Below are 15028 nucleotides of genomic sequence, written 5' to 3' on the forward strand. Positions count from 1 at the left end.
TGTCGTCGGCCCGGAGTTCCATTGATCCGACCCTTGTCCGGAGCCGCCCGCCGCCTTCGCGGGGCGGCAGGTCGGGCGAGAATGGGCCGGCCGTCGGCACGATGCTGTATTGCATCGCCACCCCTTGACCTTCCCATCATGGGAATGTTGATACTGGAGTCATTCGCGGCACGAACCGCGCTTTTGGGGAATCCGACATGACTGAACCACTCGCCTCCGCCGACATGCAAACGATCGAACTGTCCATCGACGGCATGCATTGCGGCGGCTGCACGGGCCGCGTGCAGCGTGCGCTGGCCGCCGTGCCGGGCGTCGTCGAGGCGGCGGTCGATCTCGACGCGCATGCGGCGACGGTGACCGCGCAGGACACGGTCGAGCCCGCGCAGCTCGTCGCCGCGGTCGACGCCGCCGGCTATCGCGCGGCCGTGCGCGAAGCGGCGGTCGAAGCCGTTGCGTCCGCGCACGTCGAGCACGCGATGCACGCGACCGCCCGGCCGGAAACGGCGGCGAGCGCCCTGCCCGCGCCCGCCGCCAGCATCGAACTCGACATCGACGGCATGACCTGCGCGTCGTGCGTGTCGCGCGTCGAAAAGGCGCTGGCGAAGGTGCCCGGCGTCACGCGCGCGTCCGTCAATCTCGCCACCGAGCGCGCGACCGTCGACGCGGCACCGGACGTTTCCGCGTCGCAACTGGCCGAAGCCGTGCGGCAAGCCGGCTACGGCGCGACACCGGTCGCCGCGCCGCCGCCGGCCGCTTCCCATGATCTCGAATTCGACATCGGCGGCATGACGTGCGCATCCTGCGTCGGCCGCGTCGAAAAGGCGCTGGCCGCCGTGCCTGGCGTCACGCGCGCGTCGGTCAATCTCGCGACCGAACGCGCGTCGGTGCATGGCGCCGGCGCGCTCGACGCCGCCACGCTGATCGCGGCGGTCACGACGGCCGGTTATCGGGCATCGCTCGCCGTTGCGCCGGACGCGGACGCCTCGGCCGACGCCGAAGCCCGCGCCGCCGAACCCGCGCAAGCCCCCGACGCCCGCAAGCGCCGCGAAGCGATCCGCGAACGCAATCTCGTGATCGGCTCGGCCGTGCTGAGCGTGCCGCTCATCGTGCCGATGCTCGTCGCGCCGTTCGGCATCGACGCGATGCTGCCCGGCTGGCTGCAGCTCGTGCTCGCGTCGGTCGTCCAGTTCGGCTTCGGCGCACGCTTCTACCGCGCCGCCTGGCATGCGGTGAAGGCACGCACCGGCAACATGGACCTGCTCGTCGCGCTCGGCACGTCGGCCGCGTACGGCCTGAGCCTGTGGATGCTGCTGCGCGACCCCGCGCACCCCGGCCATCTGTATTTCGAGGCATCGGCCGTCATCATCACGCTGGTGCGCTTCGGCAAATGGCTCGAAGCGCGCGCGAAACGCCAGACGACCGAGGCGATCCGCGCGCTGAACGCGCTGCGTCCCGACCGCGCGCGCGTCGTCGAGCACGGCGTCGAGCGCGACGTGCCGCTTGCGCAAGTGCGCGTCGGCACGACCGTCAGCATCCGTCCCGGCGAGCGTGTGCCCGTCGACGGCCGGATCGCGTCGGGCCGCTCGCACGTCGACGAATCGCTGATCACCGGCGAAAGCCTGCCGGTGCCGAAGGAAGACGGCGATCCGGTCACGGCCGGCTCGATCAACGGCGAAGGCGCGCTCGTCGTCGAAACCACCGCGATCGGCGCGGAGACGACGCTCGCGCGCATCATCCGCCTCGTCGAATCCGCGCAGGCGGAAAAGGCGCCGATCCAGCGGCTCGTCGATCGCGTCAGCGAAGTGTTCGTGCCGGCGATCCTCGGCATCGCCGTGCTGACGCTGGGCGGCTGGCTGATCGCCGGCGCCGGCATCGAAACGGCGATCCTCAACGCGGTCGCGGTGCTCGTCATCGCGTGCCCGTGCGCGCTCGGCCTCGCGACGCCCGCCGCGATCATGGCGGGCACCGGCGTCGCGGCCCGCCATGGCGTGCTGATCAAGGACGCCCTGGCGCTCGAACTCGCGCAGCGCACCACGGTGATCGCGTTCGACAAGACCGGCACGCTGACCGAAGGCAAACCGTCCGTGACGGCATTCGACGCCGTCGGCATCCCACGTGAGCAAGCGCTCGCTCTCGCGGCCGCGGTCCAGCGGCAAAGCGACCACCCGCTCGCGCGCGCCGTGGTCGCCGCGCACGATGCGGACGTCGTGGCCCGCGGCGGCGCGGGTTCGGCCGAGATCGTCGCGGCCGACGCGCGCGCGGTGGCCGGACGCGGCGTCGAGGCGCGCGTCGGCGGGGAGATTCTCGCACTCGGCAGCACCCGCTGGCGCGACGAACTCGGCATCGTCGTGCCGCCGGAACTCGACGCGCGTGCCGCGGAACTCGAGCGCGCGGGCAACACGATTTCGTGGCTGATGCGTGCCGACGCGCCGCGCGCGCTGCTCGCGCTGATCGCGTTCGGCGACACCGTGAAGCCGGGCGCGCGCGACGCGATCGCGGCACTGTCGGCGCGTGGCGTCGCGAGCGTGCTCGTCACGGGCGACAACCGCGGCAGCGCGGCGGCCGTCGCGGCGACGCTCGGGATCGGCGAAGTGCATGCGCAGGTGCTGCCCGACGACAAGGCACGCGTGGTGGCCGAACTGAAACGCACGCACGGCGGAATCGTCGCGATGGTCGGCGACGGGATCAACGACGCGCCCGCGCTCGCCGCAGCCGACGTCGGCATCGCGATGGCGACCGGCACCGACGTCGCGATGCATACGGCCGGCATCACGCTGATGCGCGGCGACCCGGCGCTCGTCGCCGATGCGATCGACATCTCGAAGCGGACGTATCGGAAGATCCAGCAGAACCTGTTCTGGGCGTTCGTCTACAACCTGATCGGCGTGCCGCTCGCGGCGCTCGGCTGGCTGAATCCGGTGATCGCGGGCGCGGCGATGGCGTTCTCCAGCGTCAGCGTCGTGACGAACGCGCTGCTGCTGAGGAGATGGAAAGGCCGCGCACGCTGATGCGGGCCGCGACAAGCGCCGGGTCGTTCGATGGACGGCCCGGCGCTTGTCGTATCGGAAATGGCTTGCCGAGCGGCGTGGCGCAAATTGCATGCGCTGCGTCGGGACAGATCATTGGAAGGCGGCCGAACAACGACAACGCGCGTCACCGACGCGCGCGTGCTGGCTTCAGCTCTGGACGACCGGCTTGATCAGCGTCGTCGTGATCGGCACGAAGCCGCACGCCCGATACAACGCGCGGGCCGCCGTGTTGTGATTGAACACCGACAGCCCGATTTCGGTGACACCATGACGGCGCGCCTCGGCCTCGAGTGCATCGAGCGCGCGCGTGGCCCAGCCCTGGCGGCGCCGGGTCGGGACGATGTCGAGATCGTAGATGAACAGCGTGCGGTTCGGCCCTTCGGGCACGATCGCGTACCAGAGGTCGCCGACCGTGTCGCCGCTGTCGGCGTCGATCAGTTGGACGAGCGTCTGGCCGGAAGTGAGCAGGCCATCGGGCAGCAGCGTATCGAAGCAGGCGCGGGCGCGGGTCTGCGCGTCGTCGGTGGCGTTCTGCCCGGATGATACGAGATCGCGCGCGTAGCCGTCGATGGCGCGCGTGCGGTATGCGTGGAATTCACCGGCCGTCATCGGCCGCATCTGCAGCATGGCCCGGGTGTCGCGAGGGAAGTCGGACTTCCAGTGTAGCGGGACGGTCGCACCGGCGCGCGATGCGGCGGTGGAAAACGGGCAGGCAGAGGCGGCGAGCGCCGCGCCGAATCAGCGAATCAGCGAATCAGCGAATCAGCGAATCAGCGAATCAGCGAATCAGCGACGGTACAGGACGGTCGGAACGCGGTTCGCACGACGCACGCGCTCGGCTTCGGCGTGACGTGCAGCGTACGAATATTCCGCGTCGAGCGGCAGGTGCGGGGAGACGAACAGGTCGTCGATCTTTTGCAGCAGGGCAAGAATGAAGCTCATGTGAGACTCCTGACAGATGATTCTAGGGTTTTCCCTTAGATGGGTGCCATTCTAAGGGTTTTCCCTGAACTCTGCCAGCTCACCGCATCAGTTTGCCGCACCCGCGCCACCGCTGACCGACGGTCCGCACCGACGCGCCTTGTCACGCCGGTGTTTGCAGGTAGGGTCGGACGATTTAGTGCGTTCGACGCACACGCTTCGCGGCCGCCGCCTCGCGATTCGCATTGCGCTGCAGCCGGTCGACCTGCGACAGCATCGCTTCGTGGTGTTCCGCGAGCGTCATCAGCGTTGCCTGCTGCGTCGACAGGTCGGCAGCCAGCCGGTCGATCCGCTGCTGCCGGGCGTCGACTTCCTGCTTCAGGTGCGCGATTTGCCGCGTTTGCAGCACCAGCGCGACGAGCCCCGCGAACACGACGATCGCCAGCGCCAGCAGCAGCCGGTTGACGCGACGCATCTCGCGATCGGCCGCCTGCTTCATGCCGGCCGTCTCGGCCTGCAGCGCGGCGAGCCGGTCCGACAGCGGGCGCAGTTGCGTGTCGGGATCGAAGGCCGACGCGCTCGACGTGGCCGGTTGCGCACGTTCCGCCGACGGCTTCGTCACGAACGACGCCGCGGACGCAACAGGCTGCGCGAACGGCGCGGCCGGCGCTGCGGCTGCTTGCGCGGCGTCACGGGCACTCGCGGCAACTGCGGCAACCTCGGGCTCGGCCGGTTCTGCGGTCGCCGACCGTTCAGTGGATGGCGCAAGGTGCTGCGTCGGGGTCGCTTCCGCCTCCGCGTCGACGGCGGCCACTTCCGGCGCGCCACGCGCCGCTATCGCTTCGCGCGCGCCAGCGGCTGCACGGCGCTTGCCGCCGGAGGATGCGCGACGCCCCTTCGCGGTCTCGCCAGGTGTTCGCACTGCTTCGTCGCGTGTTGCCGGCACGGCGGCGCCTTCGGGCTCACCGCCCGCTTTCACGGGTCGGTCGCCGATGACAGCATCGACCGCACCTTCCGCCGCTCCGGCATTCGCCGTCGAACGATCGGCGTGCGTCCCGGCCGCGTCGCCTGCTTCCGCCACCCCGCCGGTCTTCACCTGGCTGCCGTCGGTTGCCGGCTCGTCGGCTGCAGTCGCGGCGACACCATTGGGCAGCCGCGTCTCGCCGGGCTTCGTTGCATCGGCATCGGCCACGTCGCCGCTTTCGCGCGTCGACGCAGACGCCGTCGTTTTCGCAACGGCCCCGCCGTCGGCGCCCGGCGTGCCGAATCCATCCAGCGTCGCCTGCCGACCGCCGTCATTGCTGTCGGCAACGGCGGCCACCGTGTCGGCATCCACCGCCCCGTCATCGCGCGAGCCCACCGGCCCACGCGCAGCCGGCTCGAGCACCGGATCGCCGAACAGGTCGAGCGTACGTTCGTCCCGCGGCGCATCGCCGCCCGTCGCGTTGCCGGACCGCGCGGTTGCCCTCGCGGCGGTGTCTGCCGCGGCCGCGACGGAACGCGGACGCGAACGGGCCGACGAGCGGTCGGAGCGGGAACGGGAGCGAGGCAGGGAAACGGATTCGGTCATGGAGTCGGATTACAGGTCCGCGAACGCGGAACCGGATGTCGAACGGAATCAGTGACCGGCCATTGTCGCATGACCGATCGCCGATCCGGCCGATCGGATGCCGTCTATTCGTCGCCCGACAACCCGCCGCCTTCCTCGAATCGCGTCACGCACGACAGCCCGCGCAGCTTGTCGCAGATCGCGCGGTATTCGAGATCCGACACGCGCCCGAGCGCGATGCGCACCTCGTCGTGCTCGCCCGTGTCGTCGGCGCGCTGCACGATGAATTGCTTCACGCGCGCGCTGTCGGGGCCGAGCGCCGCGTGCAGCGAATCGAACGTCAACGCGCCGCCCACCACCGTCAGCGCGAGCTGACGCCGCTGCCGCACCGTGAAGTAGCGGCGCTCGAGCGGCTTGATGCCGGCCAGGATGATCAGAATGATGATCGTCGCGGAAATCGACGCGACGTACAGTCCGCCGCCCACTGCGAGGCCGATCGCGGCGACCGACCAGAGGCTCGCGGCCGTCGTCAGCCCGCGCACGATCTCGCCGCGCAGCAGGATCGAGCCCGCGCCGAGGAAACCGATGCCCGAGACCACCTGCGCGGCGATCCGCGACGGATCGAGCACGATGTGGTCGCTGCTGCCCAGCACATCGGCGAAACCGAACGCCGACACGATCATGATGAGCGTCGAGCCGACACAGACCAGCATGTGCGTGCGCAGGCCGGCCGCCCACGACAGGCGCTCCCGTTCGAAGCCGATGACACTGCCGAGCGCCGCCGCGAGGACCAGGCGCATCACGAGTTCCAGGTTGCCGAGCATTCGATTTCTCTCCCGTTTTGAAGACTGCCGCGCGGAATGGTTTATCCTTGGCCCCGGCCGCGCCGCTCCGCGCCGACTCAATTCGATCCAAGCGCTCAACCCCGCCATGTCCGTTCCCGATTCCGCTTCCGCCCAGGCCGCCCGATTGCGCGACCATTTTGCGCACGTCATTCTGCCGATCTGGCAGGGTTCAGGGTTCGACCAGACGCTGCGGCTGCCGTTCGAGGCCGTCGATCCGGCCACCTATGCACCGCTGCCCGTCACCCGTTATCGCGCAATGGCATGCGCGCGACAACTGTTCGTGTTCGCGCAGGCCGGCCACACCGCGCACGCGGCCACGCTGTTCGACTCGCTGTGCAGCCGCTTCCGCGACCCGCGCCACGGCGGCTGGTTCTACAGCGTCGATGCGCAAGGCGCGCCGCTCGACACGACCAAGGACCTTTATACGCACGCGTTCGTCGTGTTCGCGTGTGCCGCATGGCATGCGGCGTCGGGCGACGCCGCGGCGCGCACGGTCGCCGAGGACACCGCCGCGCTGATCCAGGACCGCTTCGCGCCGCAGCCGGGCGACGCGCTGCTCGACGCCGCGCGTCACGCCGACTTCTCGTCGTCGGGCAGCGGCGCGCTGCAGAACCCGCTGATGCACCTGACCGAAGCATGGCTCGCGGCCGCCGATGCGTTCGGCGACGCGGCGTTCGACGATGCGCTCGTGCGCACCGCGCAGGCCGTCGAGCGCACGTTCGTCGATACGGCGACCGGCTGCGTCGCCGAACTGCCGCTCGGGGCGGCCGACAACCGCTTCGAGCCCGGCCATCAGTTCGAATGGTTCTATCTGGTCGATGCGGCCGGCGTGCGCCTCGCGCAAACCGGGCTCCCCGACGCGCTCGCGCGCGCGTTCGCGTTCGCCGAGCAGCACGGGATCGATCCGCAAACGGGCGCGGTGTGCGCGGCGGTCGACGCGCAAGGCGCATGCATCGACGGCACGCAACGGATCTGGGCTCAGACCGAATACCTGCGCGCGCTCGCCACGCACGGCGGCACGCCGGCCTCCGCACCGCTCGCGCAGCAGATCGAGCGCTTCGCCGCGCGCTTCCTGCATCCGCGCGGCTGGTTCGAGTGCAAGACGGCCGACGGGCAGGTGTCGCGCGCCGACATGCCGTCGACGACGCCCTACCACCTCGCGACCGCTTACGCGGCGCTGCCCGCCGTTTCGTAACCGGCGCCGGCAAACGACGACGACGCGCGCTCGTCGCGGACACCGCGAGCCGCGCGCGCGTCGCCCAGTTCGAACACCGACACCGCCTGCATCAGGTGCGCGGTCTGGTCGTTCAGCGACGCGGCCGCCGCCGCGACCTCCTCCACCAGCGCCGCGTTCTGCTGCGTCAGCTGGTCCATCTGCGTGACCGCCTGATTGACCTGCTCGATGCCGACGCTCTGCTCGACCGACGCGGCCGTGATCTCCGACATCGTCTGCACGACCCGCGTGATCGACGCCGAAACCGTCCGCATCGCGTCGCCGGCCCGTTCGACGAGTTCCGAGCCGCCGTCGATCTGCGTGACCGACTCCTCGATCAGCGCCTTGATTTCCTTCGCCGATTGCGCGCTGCGCTGCGCGAGCGAGCGCACTTCGCCCGCGACCACCGCGAAGCCGCGGCCCTGCTCGCCGGCCCGCGCGGCCTCGACCGCCGCGTTCAGCGCGAGGATGTTGGTCTGGAAGGCGATGCCGTCGATCACCGAGATGATCTCCGCGATGCGCCCGGAGCTTTGGGCGATGCCGCGCATCCGGTCGATCACGCTGTCGACCACGCCGCCGCCGTGGCGCGTCGCGTCGAGCGCCGCGTCGGCCAGCGCGCTGGCCGCACGCGCGCTGTCGGTGTTCTGGCGCACGGTTGCGGTCAGTTCCTCCATGCTCGCGGCGGTTTCCTCGAGCGACGCGGCCTGCGTGCCCGTGCGCGCGGACAGGTCCGCGTTGCCGCCGGCGATCTCGCCCGCGCCGAGGTGGATCGCGTCGGACGCGTGACGCACGGTGCGCACGGTGTCCGCGATGCTCGCCTGCATCGTGGCAAGGCCGCGCAACATCCGGTCGATCTCGAACACACCGCCTGCCCGCACGACTTCGTCGAGCCGGCCCTGCGCGATGCGCTCGAAATGGCGGCCGGCCTCGTCCAGCGGCGCGACCACCGCGCGCCGCGCGGCGGCGTAAATCGCCGCGCTCGCGGCGAGCATCGCCACCAGCAGCACGATGCCGACCCACTTGAACCACTGAATCCCGCTATCGATCGTGGCGAGCGCGTCGCGGCTCGACGCGGCGCCGTAGTCGGCGAAGCGGTGCAGTTCGGCGAGGTATGCGTCCTGGAAGCCCTGCGTCGGCTGGTCAAGGAACGCCTGGATGTTGTCGGCGTCAAGGAACTGCACGAGTTCGCCCAGCGCGCCGCGCAGCGCGCGATAGCGCTCGGCGAGCGCCGCCACGCGCGCGCGGTTCGTCGCGTCGACGGCCTGCGCGGCCGTCAGCGCGGCGAACGCCTTGTCCGCTTCGGCGAGCGAAGCGCTGGCATGGCGGATGATCTCGTCGGGCTTCGGGCCGCCGCGCACCATCCGCGTGCCCGCGCGCGACAGGTTCACGCGTGCGTCGAGCAGGCGCTCGGTCGCCTGGCTGGCCGCGTCGACCTGCGCGATCGCGACGTTCGACAGATCGTCGACGCCGCTGCGCGTCGATGCGAGCGCCCAGAAGCCGAGCGCCTCGATCGCGAACAGAAAGAGGCAAAACACGGTCAACACGCCGAGCAGACCCGACGCGAGCTTGATTTTTCCGAACATGGGGGAGATTCCTGGAGAGGCGACGATGGAGCAATGCCCCGGCATTAGCGGCATTTCTTCGTCGGACTTTAGGAACATCCGGCGAGTGGCGCCCGGCCAGTCCCCGCCATCCCCGTCGAATCGCCGGCAAACGAGGACAACGCGCGCGTTCGGCGCAGTAATCGCGTCGCATCGCGCCGGCCGTCACGCGAAATGCGGACGAATTTCCTTGCTTATCCGCAGCCCCCTTCCTAGAGTTCAGCGCAAGCGGACACGCATTGCGAGGGCAGTCGATGACGGACATCACGGACCACGCGCGCGGCGCATTGCGCGCGCAACCGTTCAGCATGCTGCTGGGCACGGAGCTGATGCATATCGGCGACAACGAAGTGTCGCTGTGCCTGCCCGTGCGGGAAGAGCTGCGGCAGCAGCACGGCTTCGTGCACGGCGGCGTGATCGGCTATCTCGCCGACAACGCGCTGACCTTCGCCGGCGCGCTCGTGCTCGGCCCGCGCGTCATCACCGCCGAATACAAGATCAACTACCTGCGGCCGGCCGTGAACGGCACGCTCGTCGCGCGCGCGAAGGTCGTCTACGCGGGCCGGCACCAGGCGACCTGCCAGTGTCATGTGTTCGTCATCGACGGCGATCACGAGCGGCTCGTCGCGATCGCGCAAGGCACGATCAATCGCGTCGGCGACGGCAAGATGCCGGATGCGCCGGAGGAAACGGCGTAAGCGGCCGATATCGCTCGACACGGCGGAGCACACGCGGCGGCAAGCCCCGCGCACCCTGCTCCGTCAACCCGCGTCATCATCCTGCAACGATAGAAACCGCGGCGCCACGCGCGCCCGCACGTTCCCGTTCTCGTCAGTTCGATAGATCCCGCGCGCTGCATTGTGCGGATGCTCGACCGCAGCGGCCACGCTCAGCACGGGCGCAAAGCACGCGTCGGTCCCTTCGAGCAACGCGCGCCAGTGTGCGGACGGCTGCTGCGCGAATACCTCGGCAAAACGCGCCTTCAGCGCCGGCCAGCGCGCGCGATCGTACTGCGACGCCGGATCGACATCGCTCAACCCGAGCCGCTCGACCAGCAACGCGTAGAACGGCGGCTCGAGCGCGCCGATCGTCACGCATTCGCCGTCCGCGCAGCGATATACGTCGTAGAACGGCGCATCGTGGAAGAGGCTCGGCTGCGCGCCATCGAGCTGCCCGTTCGCGCGTGCCCACAACGCGAGCGAGCCGAGCATCGACACGATGTCGACGATCGCCCCGTCGACCACGCGCCCCGGCCCGCCGCCGCGCACGTCGAACAGCGCGCAGACGATCCCGAATGCGAGCCCGAGCGCGCCGCCCGCATCGCCGACGACGGTCGGCGGCACGCCGGGCCGGCCGTCGCGCGGCGCGGACAGCGACAGCAGCCCGGTCAGCGCGACGTAGTTCAGGTCGTGCCCGGCGGCCGCCGCGAGCGGTCCGTCCTGGCCCCAGCCCGTCATCCGTCCGTACACGAGCTTCGGATTGCCGCGTGCGCAATCGTCCGGGCCGAGACCGAGGCGCTCCATCACGCCGGGCCGCAGCCCCTCGATCAGCGCGTCGGCCTGCGCGATCAGCGCGAGCGCCGCGTCGCGGCCGGCCGGCGTCTTCAGATCGAGTTCGACGATCGTCTTGCCTTCGCGCAGCAGGTCGCCGTCGCGGCCCTGCAGCGCGTCCGGCGCGCTGGTGCGGCCTGCCGGACGCGCGATCAACGTGATGCGCGCGCCCATCCCGGCGAGCATCCAGCCCGCGAGCGGGCCGGGGCCGAGGCCTTCGAATTCGACGATGTGGACGCCGGAAAGCGGCGCGTTCAATGACATGGCGACCTCGCGGAAATGCAACCGGACAGGGGCGAAACGAAACGACGCTCCGATTCTATGCGAACGCGCGCGGCGCCGACGGCAAGACGGCCGATACGCAAGGTTCGCGTCGACATCGGATGATCACCCGCCGCCGTCCGCCCGATGCCGGCGGAGGCCGCCGCAGGCGGACGCGTCGCCGCACGAGCGGCCGCGCGACTCGCCGACCGCTTCGTCCACGCGCTCGGCCAGCGCGTCGCGCATCGCGAGCACGATCGCGCCGCGATGTTCTTCGATCCGCTCGACCGGCCCGGCGACGCCGATCGCGAGCGGCATGCCGTTCCAGCCGTCGGCGATCACCATCGAGATCATCGCCGCGCCTTGCGTCACCGTATGCGCCGAATACGAATAGCCGAGCCGGCGCGTCTCTTCGACCTTGTCCAGCACGACGTCCTCGTCGATCGTCCTGCCCGACCTTCCGATGCGCCGGATGCTGCGCGCCACGAGCCGGCGAATCGTGCTGTCCGGCTGCAGGCTCAGCAACGCCCAGCCGAGCCCCGACATGCAGATCTCGCGACGCGTGCCGATCGGCGCATAGAACTGGACCGGAATCCGGTGCGCGCCCGCGACGGCGTCGATGTACTGCACGTACAGGTCGCTCTGCACCGCAATCACGACGGCCTCCCGCGTGCCGGCCGCCAGCCGTTTCGCCACGGCGTGCCAGTATCGCCGGCTGCCCGCCGCCGAATCGACGAGCGCTTCGCCGAGATTGACGAGCCGCGCCGTCGGCGCATACGCGTGCGTCCGTTCGTCGTACGACAGGTAGCCGAGCACCTTCATGCTGGTCAGCAACGCCGCCGCGCTCGACCCGGGATAGCGGCAACGCGTGGCGATCTCGCGCACGCTCAGCGGCCGCTGCAGTTCGCTGAACAGCTCCAGTACCTCGAACACGCGCGCCGCGCTCTTGACCACGTTTCCGCTCATCCCGCCCCTCCGCGCCCGTCACGGCGGCCCCTTCCACGTATGTGGAACAGAATTTCCCGCCGCCAACCGTCGTGACGATACTAGGCTTCGGCCCGCGGCGTGAAGCCCCGCGGTACAGAACATACGGAGACACCATGTCAGCCTTTCTGATCCGTGAACGACAGGGACCGATCCTGACCGTCACGATGAACCGCCCCGAAACCCGCAACGCCATTTCGGACACCGATGCGATCGACGAACTGGTCGCGTGCTGCGACGAAGCGAACCGCGATGAGTCGATTCGCGTGCTGGTCCTGACCGGCGCCGGCGCCGTGTTTTCGTCGGGCGGCAACGTGAAGGCGATGCGTGCGCTCGCCGAGTCGGACCTGCACGACCTCGCGGCAATCCGCACCCGCTATCGCCGCGGCATCCAGCGCCTCGCGCACGCGTTCCAGCAACTCGAAGTGCCCGCAATCGCGGCGATCAACGGCCCGGCCATCGGCGCCGGTACCGACCTTGCTTGCATGTGTGACATCCGCATTGCCGCCGACAGCGCGCGCTTCGCGGAGAGCTTCATCGCGCTCGGCCTCGTGCCGGGCGACGGCGGCGCGTGGTTCCTGCCGCAGATCGTCGGCGCGGCCGTCGCCGCCGAGATGTCGTTCACGGGCGACGCGGTGGACGCGCAAACGGCGCTGCGCCACGGGCTGGTGTCGCGCGTCGTCTCCGACGGCGAACTGCTGGCCCACGCGCACGCGCTCGCCGCGCGCATCGCGCGCCATCCGGGCACCGCACTGCGCCTGACCAAGCGGCTGCTGCGCGAAGGCCGGCACGCGAGCCTCGACACGCTGCTCGACCTGTCCGCGTCGTACCAGGCATTCGCCCACACAACGCCCGAACACCGCGCGGCCGTCGAAGCGCTGTTCGCCGCGCGCGACTGAACCCGCGGCGCTTCGCCCTGCACCCAGCCGGCGAACGCCAGCATCGCCGACCATCGAAGGAAACATCGTCATGATCATCAGCAACGAGGGCGCGCTCGCGGGCGTGCGCGTGGTGGACCTGAGCCGCGTCTATGCGGGCCCGTTCTGCACGCAGACGCTCGCCGACCACGGCGCGGACGTCATCAAGATCGAACCGCCGCAAGGCGACGAAACACGCGACTGGGGACCCGCGATGCCGAGCGGCCTCTCCAGCTACTACTGGGGGCTCAACCGCAACAAGCGCAACCTCGCGCTCGACCTGTCGCATCCCGACGGCCGCGACGTGCTGTTCCGCCTGCTCGAGACGGCCGACGTGCTGGTCGACAACTTCAAGCAGGGCACGCTCGAACGCTGGGGCATCGGTTACGACGATTGCCTGCGCGAACGCTTTCCGCGCCTCGTCCATTGCTCGATCTCCGGCTACGGCACCGATGGCCCGCTCGCGCGGTTTCCGGGCTACGACGCCGTCGCGCAGGGGCTCGCCGGCTTCATGTCGATCAACGGCGAGCCGGGCGGCATGCCGCTGAAGGTACCGTTTCCGGTCGTCGACTACGCGGCCGGGCTGAGCGCCATGTCGAGCATCCTGCTCGCGCTGGTGGAACGCACGCGCTCCGGGCTCGGGCAGCACGTCGACATCGACCTGTTCAGCACCGCGCTGTCGATGCTGCATCCGCTCAGCACGACCTGGATGGCGACCGGCGACGTGCCCGTCGCGACGGGGAACGTCTACGCCGCGATCGCGCCGTACGGCGTCTATTCTTGCAAAGACAAGCCGGTAGCGACGGGCGCGGGCAACAACCGCACGTTCGCGAAGCTGGTCGAAGCGCTCGGCGTGCCCGAGCTCGCGCGCGATCCGCGCTTCGCAACCAATGCGCAGCGCGTCGCGCACCGCGACGCGCTCGACTCGCTGATCGGGCAGCTGACCGCCGAGCTGCCCGCCGACGAGGTCGTCGACCGGCTGATGCGCGCCGGCGTCGCGACGGGACCGGTCAACACCATCGCCGACGGGTTCGGCCATCCGCAAGCGGCCCGCAACGCGATGTTCGTCAAGAACGACACCTACACCGGCGCGGGCATCCCGGCCAGGCTGTCGCGCACGCCCGGCTCGATCCGCCGGCCGCCGCGGCCGTTCGCGGCCGACACCGACGCGGTGCTCGACGCGCTCGGCCTCGACGCGGCCCGCCGCGACGCGCTGCGCAAGGCCGGCGTCGTTCACGACGAGCGCGCCGCCACCTCCGGGAGCACGTCATGACCACGCCGCGCACGTTCTCCTCCCTGACCGGCGACGACGCCCCATCGATCCTGCGCAGCGACGACGACGGCATCGCGTGGCTGACGATTCATCGCCCGCATGTCGCCAATGCGCTGTCCGCCGACGCGATCCGGCGCCTGTGCGACGAACTCGTCACGCTCGACGACAACCCCGCGGTGCGCGCGATCGTGATCCGCGGCGCGGGCGAGCGGGCCTTCAGCGCGGGCATCGATCTCGGCGATCCCGAGATGCGCGGCATGCGGCCGATGCGCGGACTTGCACGCAACGTGCACGAGCTGATCCTCGAACTGCGCAAGCCGACCATCGCGGCCATCAACGGCTACGCGGTCGGCGGCGGCTTCGAAATCGCGCTCGCATGCGACCTGCGGATCGCCGCCGATCACGCCTATTTCGCGCTGCCCGAAGCGCGAGTCGGCATGGGTGCGAACTTCGCGAGCGTGCTGCTGCCGCGCATCCTGCCGCGCGCGGTCGCGATGGAGCTGCTGTTCACGGGCCGCCGCTTCGACGCTGACGAAGCGCTGCACGTCGGGTTGCTGAGCCGGGTCGTCCCCGGCGCCGCGCTCGACGATACCGTGCGCGAACTGGCGCAGGCGATCGCCGCGAACGCGCCGCTCACGATCCGGCGCATCAAGGAAACGGCGACCCGCAGCTGGGGCCTGCCGGTTGCCGCGGCGCTGCGGCTCGACGTCGGCCCCGACGTCTATGCGAGCGAGGACCGGGTCGAAGGTGCCCGCGCGTTTCTCGAGAAGCGCAAGCCGGTGTTCAAGGGACGCTGAGCCCGACGGCGCGCGGCCCCGTCCGCCGCGCGCCGTCGATCGCCGCCCCGCACGCGGGCGCGGCGCATAACAAACATGGAACGGAGAC

13 protein-coding genes are annotated in these 15028 nt (G+C 70.3%); 6 read left to right on the forward strand and 7 right to left on the reverse strand.

Annotated elements, in window-relative coordinates; genetic code table 11:
* The first annotated feature begins 197 nt into the window (after nt 1-197).
* Nucleotides 198-3008 (forward strand): heavy metal translocating P-type ATPase, encoded by a 2811-nt coding sequence (locus tag HWX25_RS11575; RefSeq protein ID WP_175908565.1) that lies wholly within the window; start codon nt 198-200, stop codon nt 3006-3008.
* Between the two features lie 168 nt (nt 3009-3176).
* On the opposite strand, the gene HWX25_RS11580 is transcribed toward HWX25_RS11575, so the two are convergent.
* The 4 genes from HWX25_RS11580 to HWX25_RS11595 all read right to left on the reverse strand — a co-directional run bounded on the left by HWX25_RS11580 (nt 3177) and on the right by HWX25_RS11595 (nt 6323).
* Nucleotides 3177-3656: a GNAT family N-acetyltransferase gene (locus tag HWX25_RS11580; protein ID WP_175908566.1), complete on the reverse strand. Its 480-nt coding sequence runs from the start codon at nt 3654-3656 to the stop codon at nt 3177-3179.
* 159 nt (nt 3657-3815) lie between these two features.
* Complete coding sequence (locus HWX25_RS11585; RefSeq protein ID WP_175908567.1) at nt 3816-3971, reverse strand: hypothetical protein; 156 nt, start codon at nt 3969-3971, stop codon at nt 3816-3818.
* 175 nt (nt 3972-4146) lie between these two features.
* Nucleotides 4147-5520 (reverse strand): flagellar hook-length control protein FliK, encoded by a 1374-nt coding sequence (locus tag HWX25_RS11590; protein ID WP_175908568.1) that lies wholly within the window; start codon nt 5518-5520, stop codon nt 4147-4149.
* 104 nt (nt 5521-5624) lie between these two features.
* Complete coding sequence (locus tag HWX25_RS11595) at nt 5625-6323, reverse strand: MgtC/SapB family protein (RefSeq protein ID WP_059528748.1); 699 nt, start codon at nt 6321-6323, stop codon at nt 5625-5627.
* Nucleotides 6324-6429: 106 nt separating this feature from the next.
* Here HWX25_RS11595 and HWX25_RS11600 point away from each other — a divergent pair, with 106 nt between their 5' ends.
* The gene (locus HWX25_RS11600) at nt 6430-7539 is read left to right on the forward strand and encodes an AGE family epimerase/isomerase (RefSeq protein WP_175908569.1); all 1110 of its coding nucleotides are present in this window, start codon (nt 6430-6432) and stop codon (nt 7537-7539) included.
* Here HWX25_RS11600 and HWX25_RS11605 read toward each other — a convergent pair.
* Nucleotides 7512-9140, reverse strand: a complete 1629-nt coding sequence (locus HWX25_RS11605; RefSeq protein ID WP_175908570.1) for a methyl-accepting chemotaxis protein — start codon at nt 9138-9140, stop codon at nt 7512-7514. The two genes, HWX25_RS11600 and HWX25_RS11605, sit on opposite strands and share 28 nt — an antisense overlap.
* Before the next feature lie 272 nt (nt 9141-9412).
* On the opposite strand from HWX25_RS11605, the gene HWX25_RS11610 reads away from it, so the two are divergent.
* On the forward strand, nt 9413-9856 hold the full coding sequence (locus HWX25_RS11610; RefSeq protein WP_059467287.1) for a PaaI family thioesterase: 444 nt from the start codon (nt 9413-9415) through the stop codon (nt 9854-9856).
* A gap of 63 nt (nt 9857-9919) precedes the next feature.
* Here HWX25_RS11610 and HWX25_RS11615 read toward each other — a convergent pair whose 3' ends face one another.
* Both HWX25_RS11615 and HWX25_RS11620 read right to left on the reverse strand, forming a co-directional pair.
* Entirely contained in the window at nt 9920-10972 is a 1053-nt protein-coding gene (locus HWX25_RS11615) for a CaiB/BaiF CoA-transferase family protein (RefSeq protein WP_175908571.1), read from the reverse strand.
* Between the two features lie 123 nt (nt 10973-11095).
* Nucleotides 11096-11935, reverse strand: coding sequence for a helix-turn-helix domain-containing protein (locus HWX25_RS11620; RefSeq protein ID WP_244135190.1), 840 nt, complete (start codon nt 11933-11935; stop codon nt 11096-11098).
* A 134-nt stretch (nt 11936-12069) separates the two neighbouring features.
* On the opposite strand from HWX25_RS11620, the gene HWX25_RS11625 reads away from it, so the two are divergent.
* The 3 genes from HWX25_RS11625 to HWX25_RS11635 all read left to right on the forward strand — a co-directional run bounded on the left by HWX25_RS11625 (nt 12070) and on the right by HWX25_RS11635 (nt 14940).
* The gene (locus tag HWX25_RS11625) at nt 12070-12852 is read left to right on the forward strand and encodes a crotonase/enoyl-CoA hydratase family protein (RefSeq protein WP_175908572.1); all 783 of its coding nucleotides are present in this window, start codon (nt 12070-12072) and stop codon (nt 12850-12852) included.
* A gap of 70 nt (nt 12853-12922) precedes the next feature.
* Nucleotides 12923-14143: a CoA transferase gene (locus HWX25_RS11630; RefSeq protein WP_175908573.1), complete on the forward strand. Its 1221-nt coding sequence runs from the start codon at nt 12923-12925 to the stop codon at nt 14141-14143.
* Nucleotides 14140-14940 (forward strand): enoyl-CoA hydratase-related protein, encoded by an 801-nt coding sequence (locus tag HWX25_RS11635; RefSeq protein WP_244135189.1) that lies wholly within the window; start codon nt 14140-14142, stop codon nt 14938-14940. Before HWX25_RS11630 ends, HWX25_RS11635 begins: the two co-directional genes overlap by 4 nt.
* Nucleotides 14941-15028 lie beyond the last annotated feature (88 nt).

The sequence above is a fragment of the Burkholderia sp. BCC1640 genome, assembly GCF_902833125.1.
GTDB lineage: Bacteria > Pseudomonadota > Gammaproteobacteria > Burkholderiales > Burkholderiaceae > Burkholderia > Burkholderia diffusa.

Coding starts and splice junctions, on each gene's coding strand:
- HWX25_RS11620 (WP_244135190.1), bottom strand. CDS start 11,935: ATGAGCGGAAACGTGGTCAAGAGCGCGGCGCGCGTGTTCGAGGTACTG.
- HWX25_RS11605 (WP_175908570.1), bottom strand. CDS start 9,140: ATGTTCGGAAAAATCAAGCTCGCGTCGGGTCTGCTCGGCGTGTTGACC.
- HWX25_RS11585 (WP_175908567.1), bottom strand. CDS start 3,971: ATGAGCTTCATTCTTGCCCTGCTGCAAAAGATCGACGACCTGTTCGTC.
- HWX25_RS11625 (WP_175908572.1), top strand. CDS start 12,070: ATGTCAGCCTTTCTGATCCGTGAACGACAGGGACCGATCCTGACCGTC.
- HWX25_RS11580 (WP_175908566.1), bottom strand. CDS start 3,656: ATGCTGCAGATGCGGCCGATGACGGCCGGTGAATTCCACGCATACCGC.
- HWX25_RS11635 (WP_244135189.1), top strand. CDS start 14,140: ATGACCACGCCGCGCACGTTCTCCTCCCTGACCGGCGACGACGCCCCA.
- HWX25_RS11595 (WP_059528748.1), bottom strand. CDS start 6,323: ATGCTCGGCAACCTGGAACTCGTGATGCGCCTGGTCCTCGCGGCGGCG.
- HWX25_RS11610 (WP_059467287.1), top strand. CDS start 9,413: ATGACGGACATCACGGACCACGCGCGCGGCGCATTGCGCGCGCAACCG.
- HWX25_RS11600 (WP_175908569.1), top strand. CDS start 6,430: ATGTCCGTTCCCGATTCCGCTTCCGCCCAGGCCGCCCGATTGCGCGAC.
- HWX25_RS11630 (WP_175908573.1), top strand. CDS start 12,923: ATGATCATCAGCAACGAGGGCGCGCTCGCGGGCGTGCGCGTGGTGGAC.
- HWX25_RS11590 (WP_175908568.1), bottom strand. CDS start 5,520: ATGACCGAATCCGTTTCCCTGCCTCGCTCCCGTTCCCGCTCCGACCGC.
- HWX25_RS11575 (WP_175908565.1), top strand. CDS start 198: ATGACTGAACCACTCGCCTCCGCCGACATGCAAACGATCGAACTGTCC.
- HWX25_RS11615 (WP_175908571.1), bottom strand. CDS start 10,972: ATGTCATTGAACGCGCCGCTTTCCGGCGTCCACATCGTCGAATTCGAA.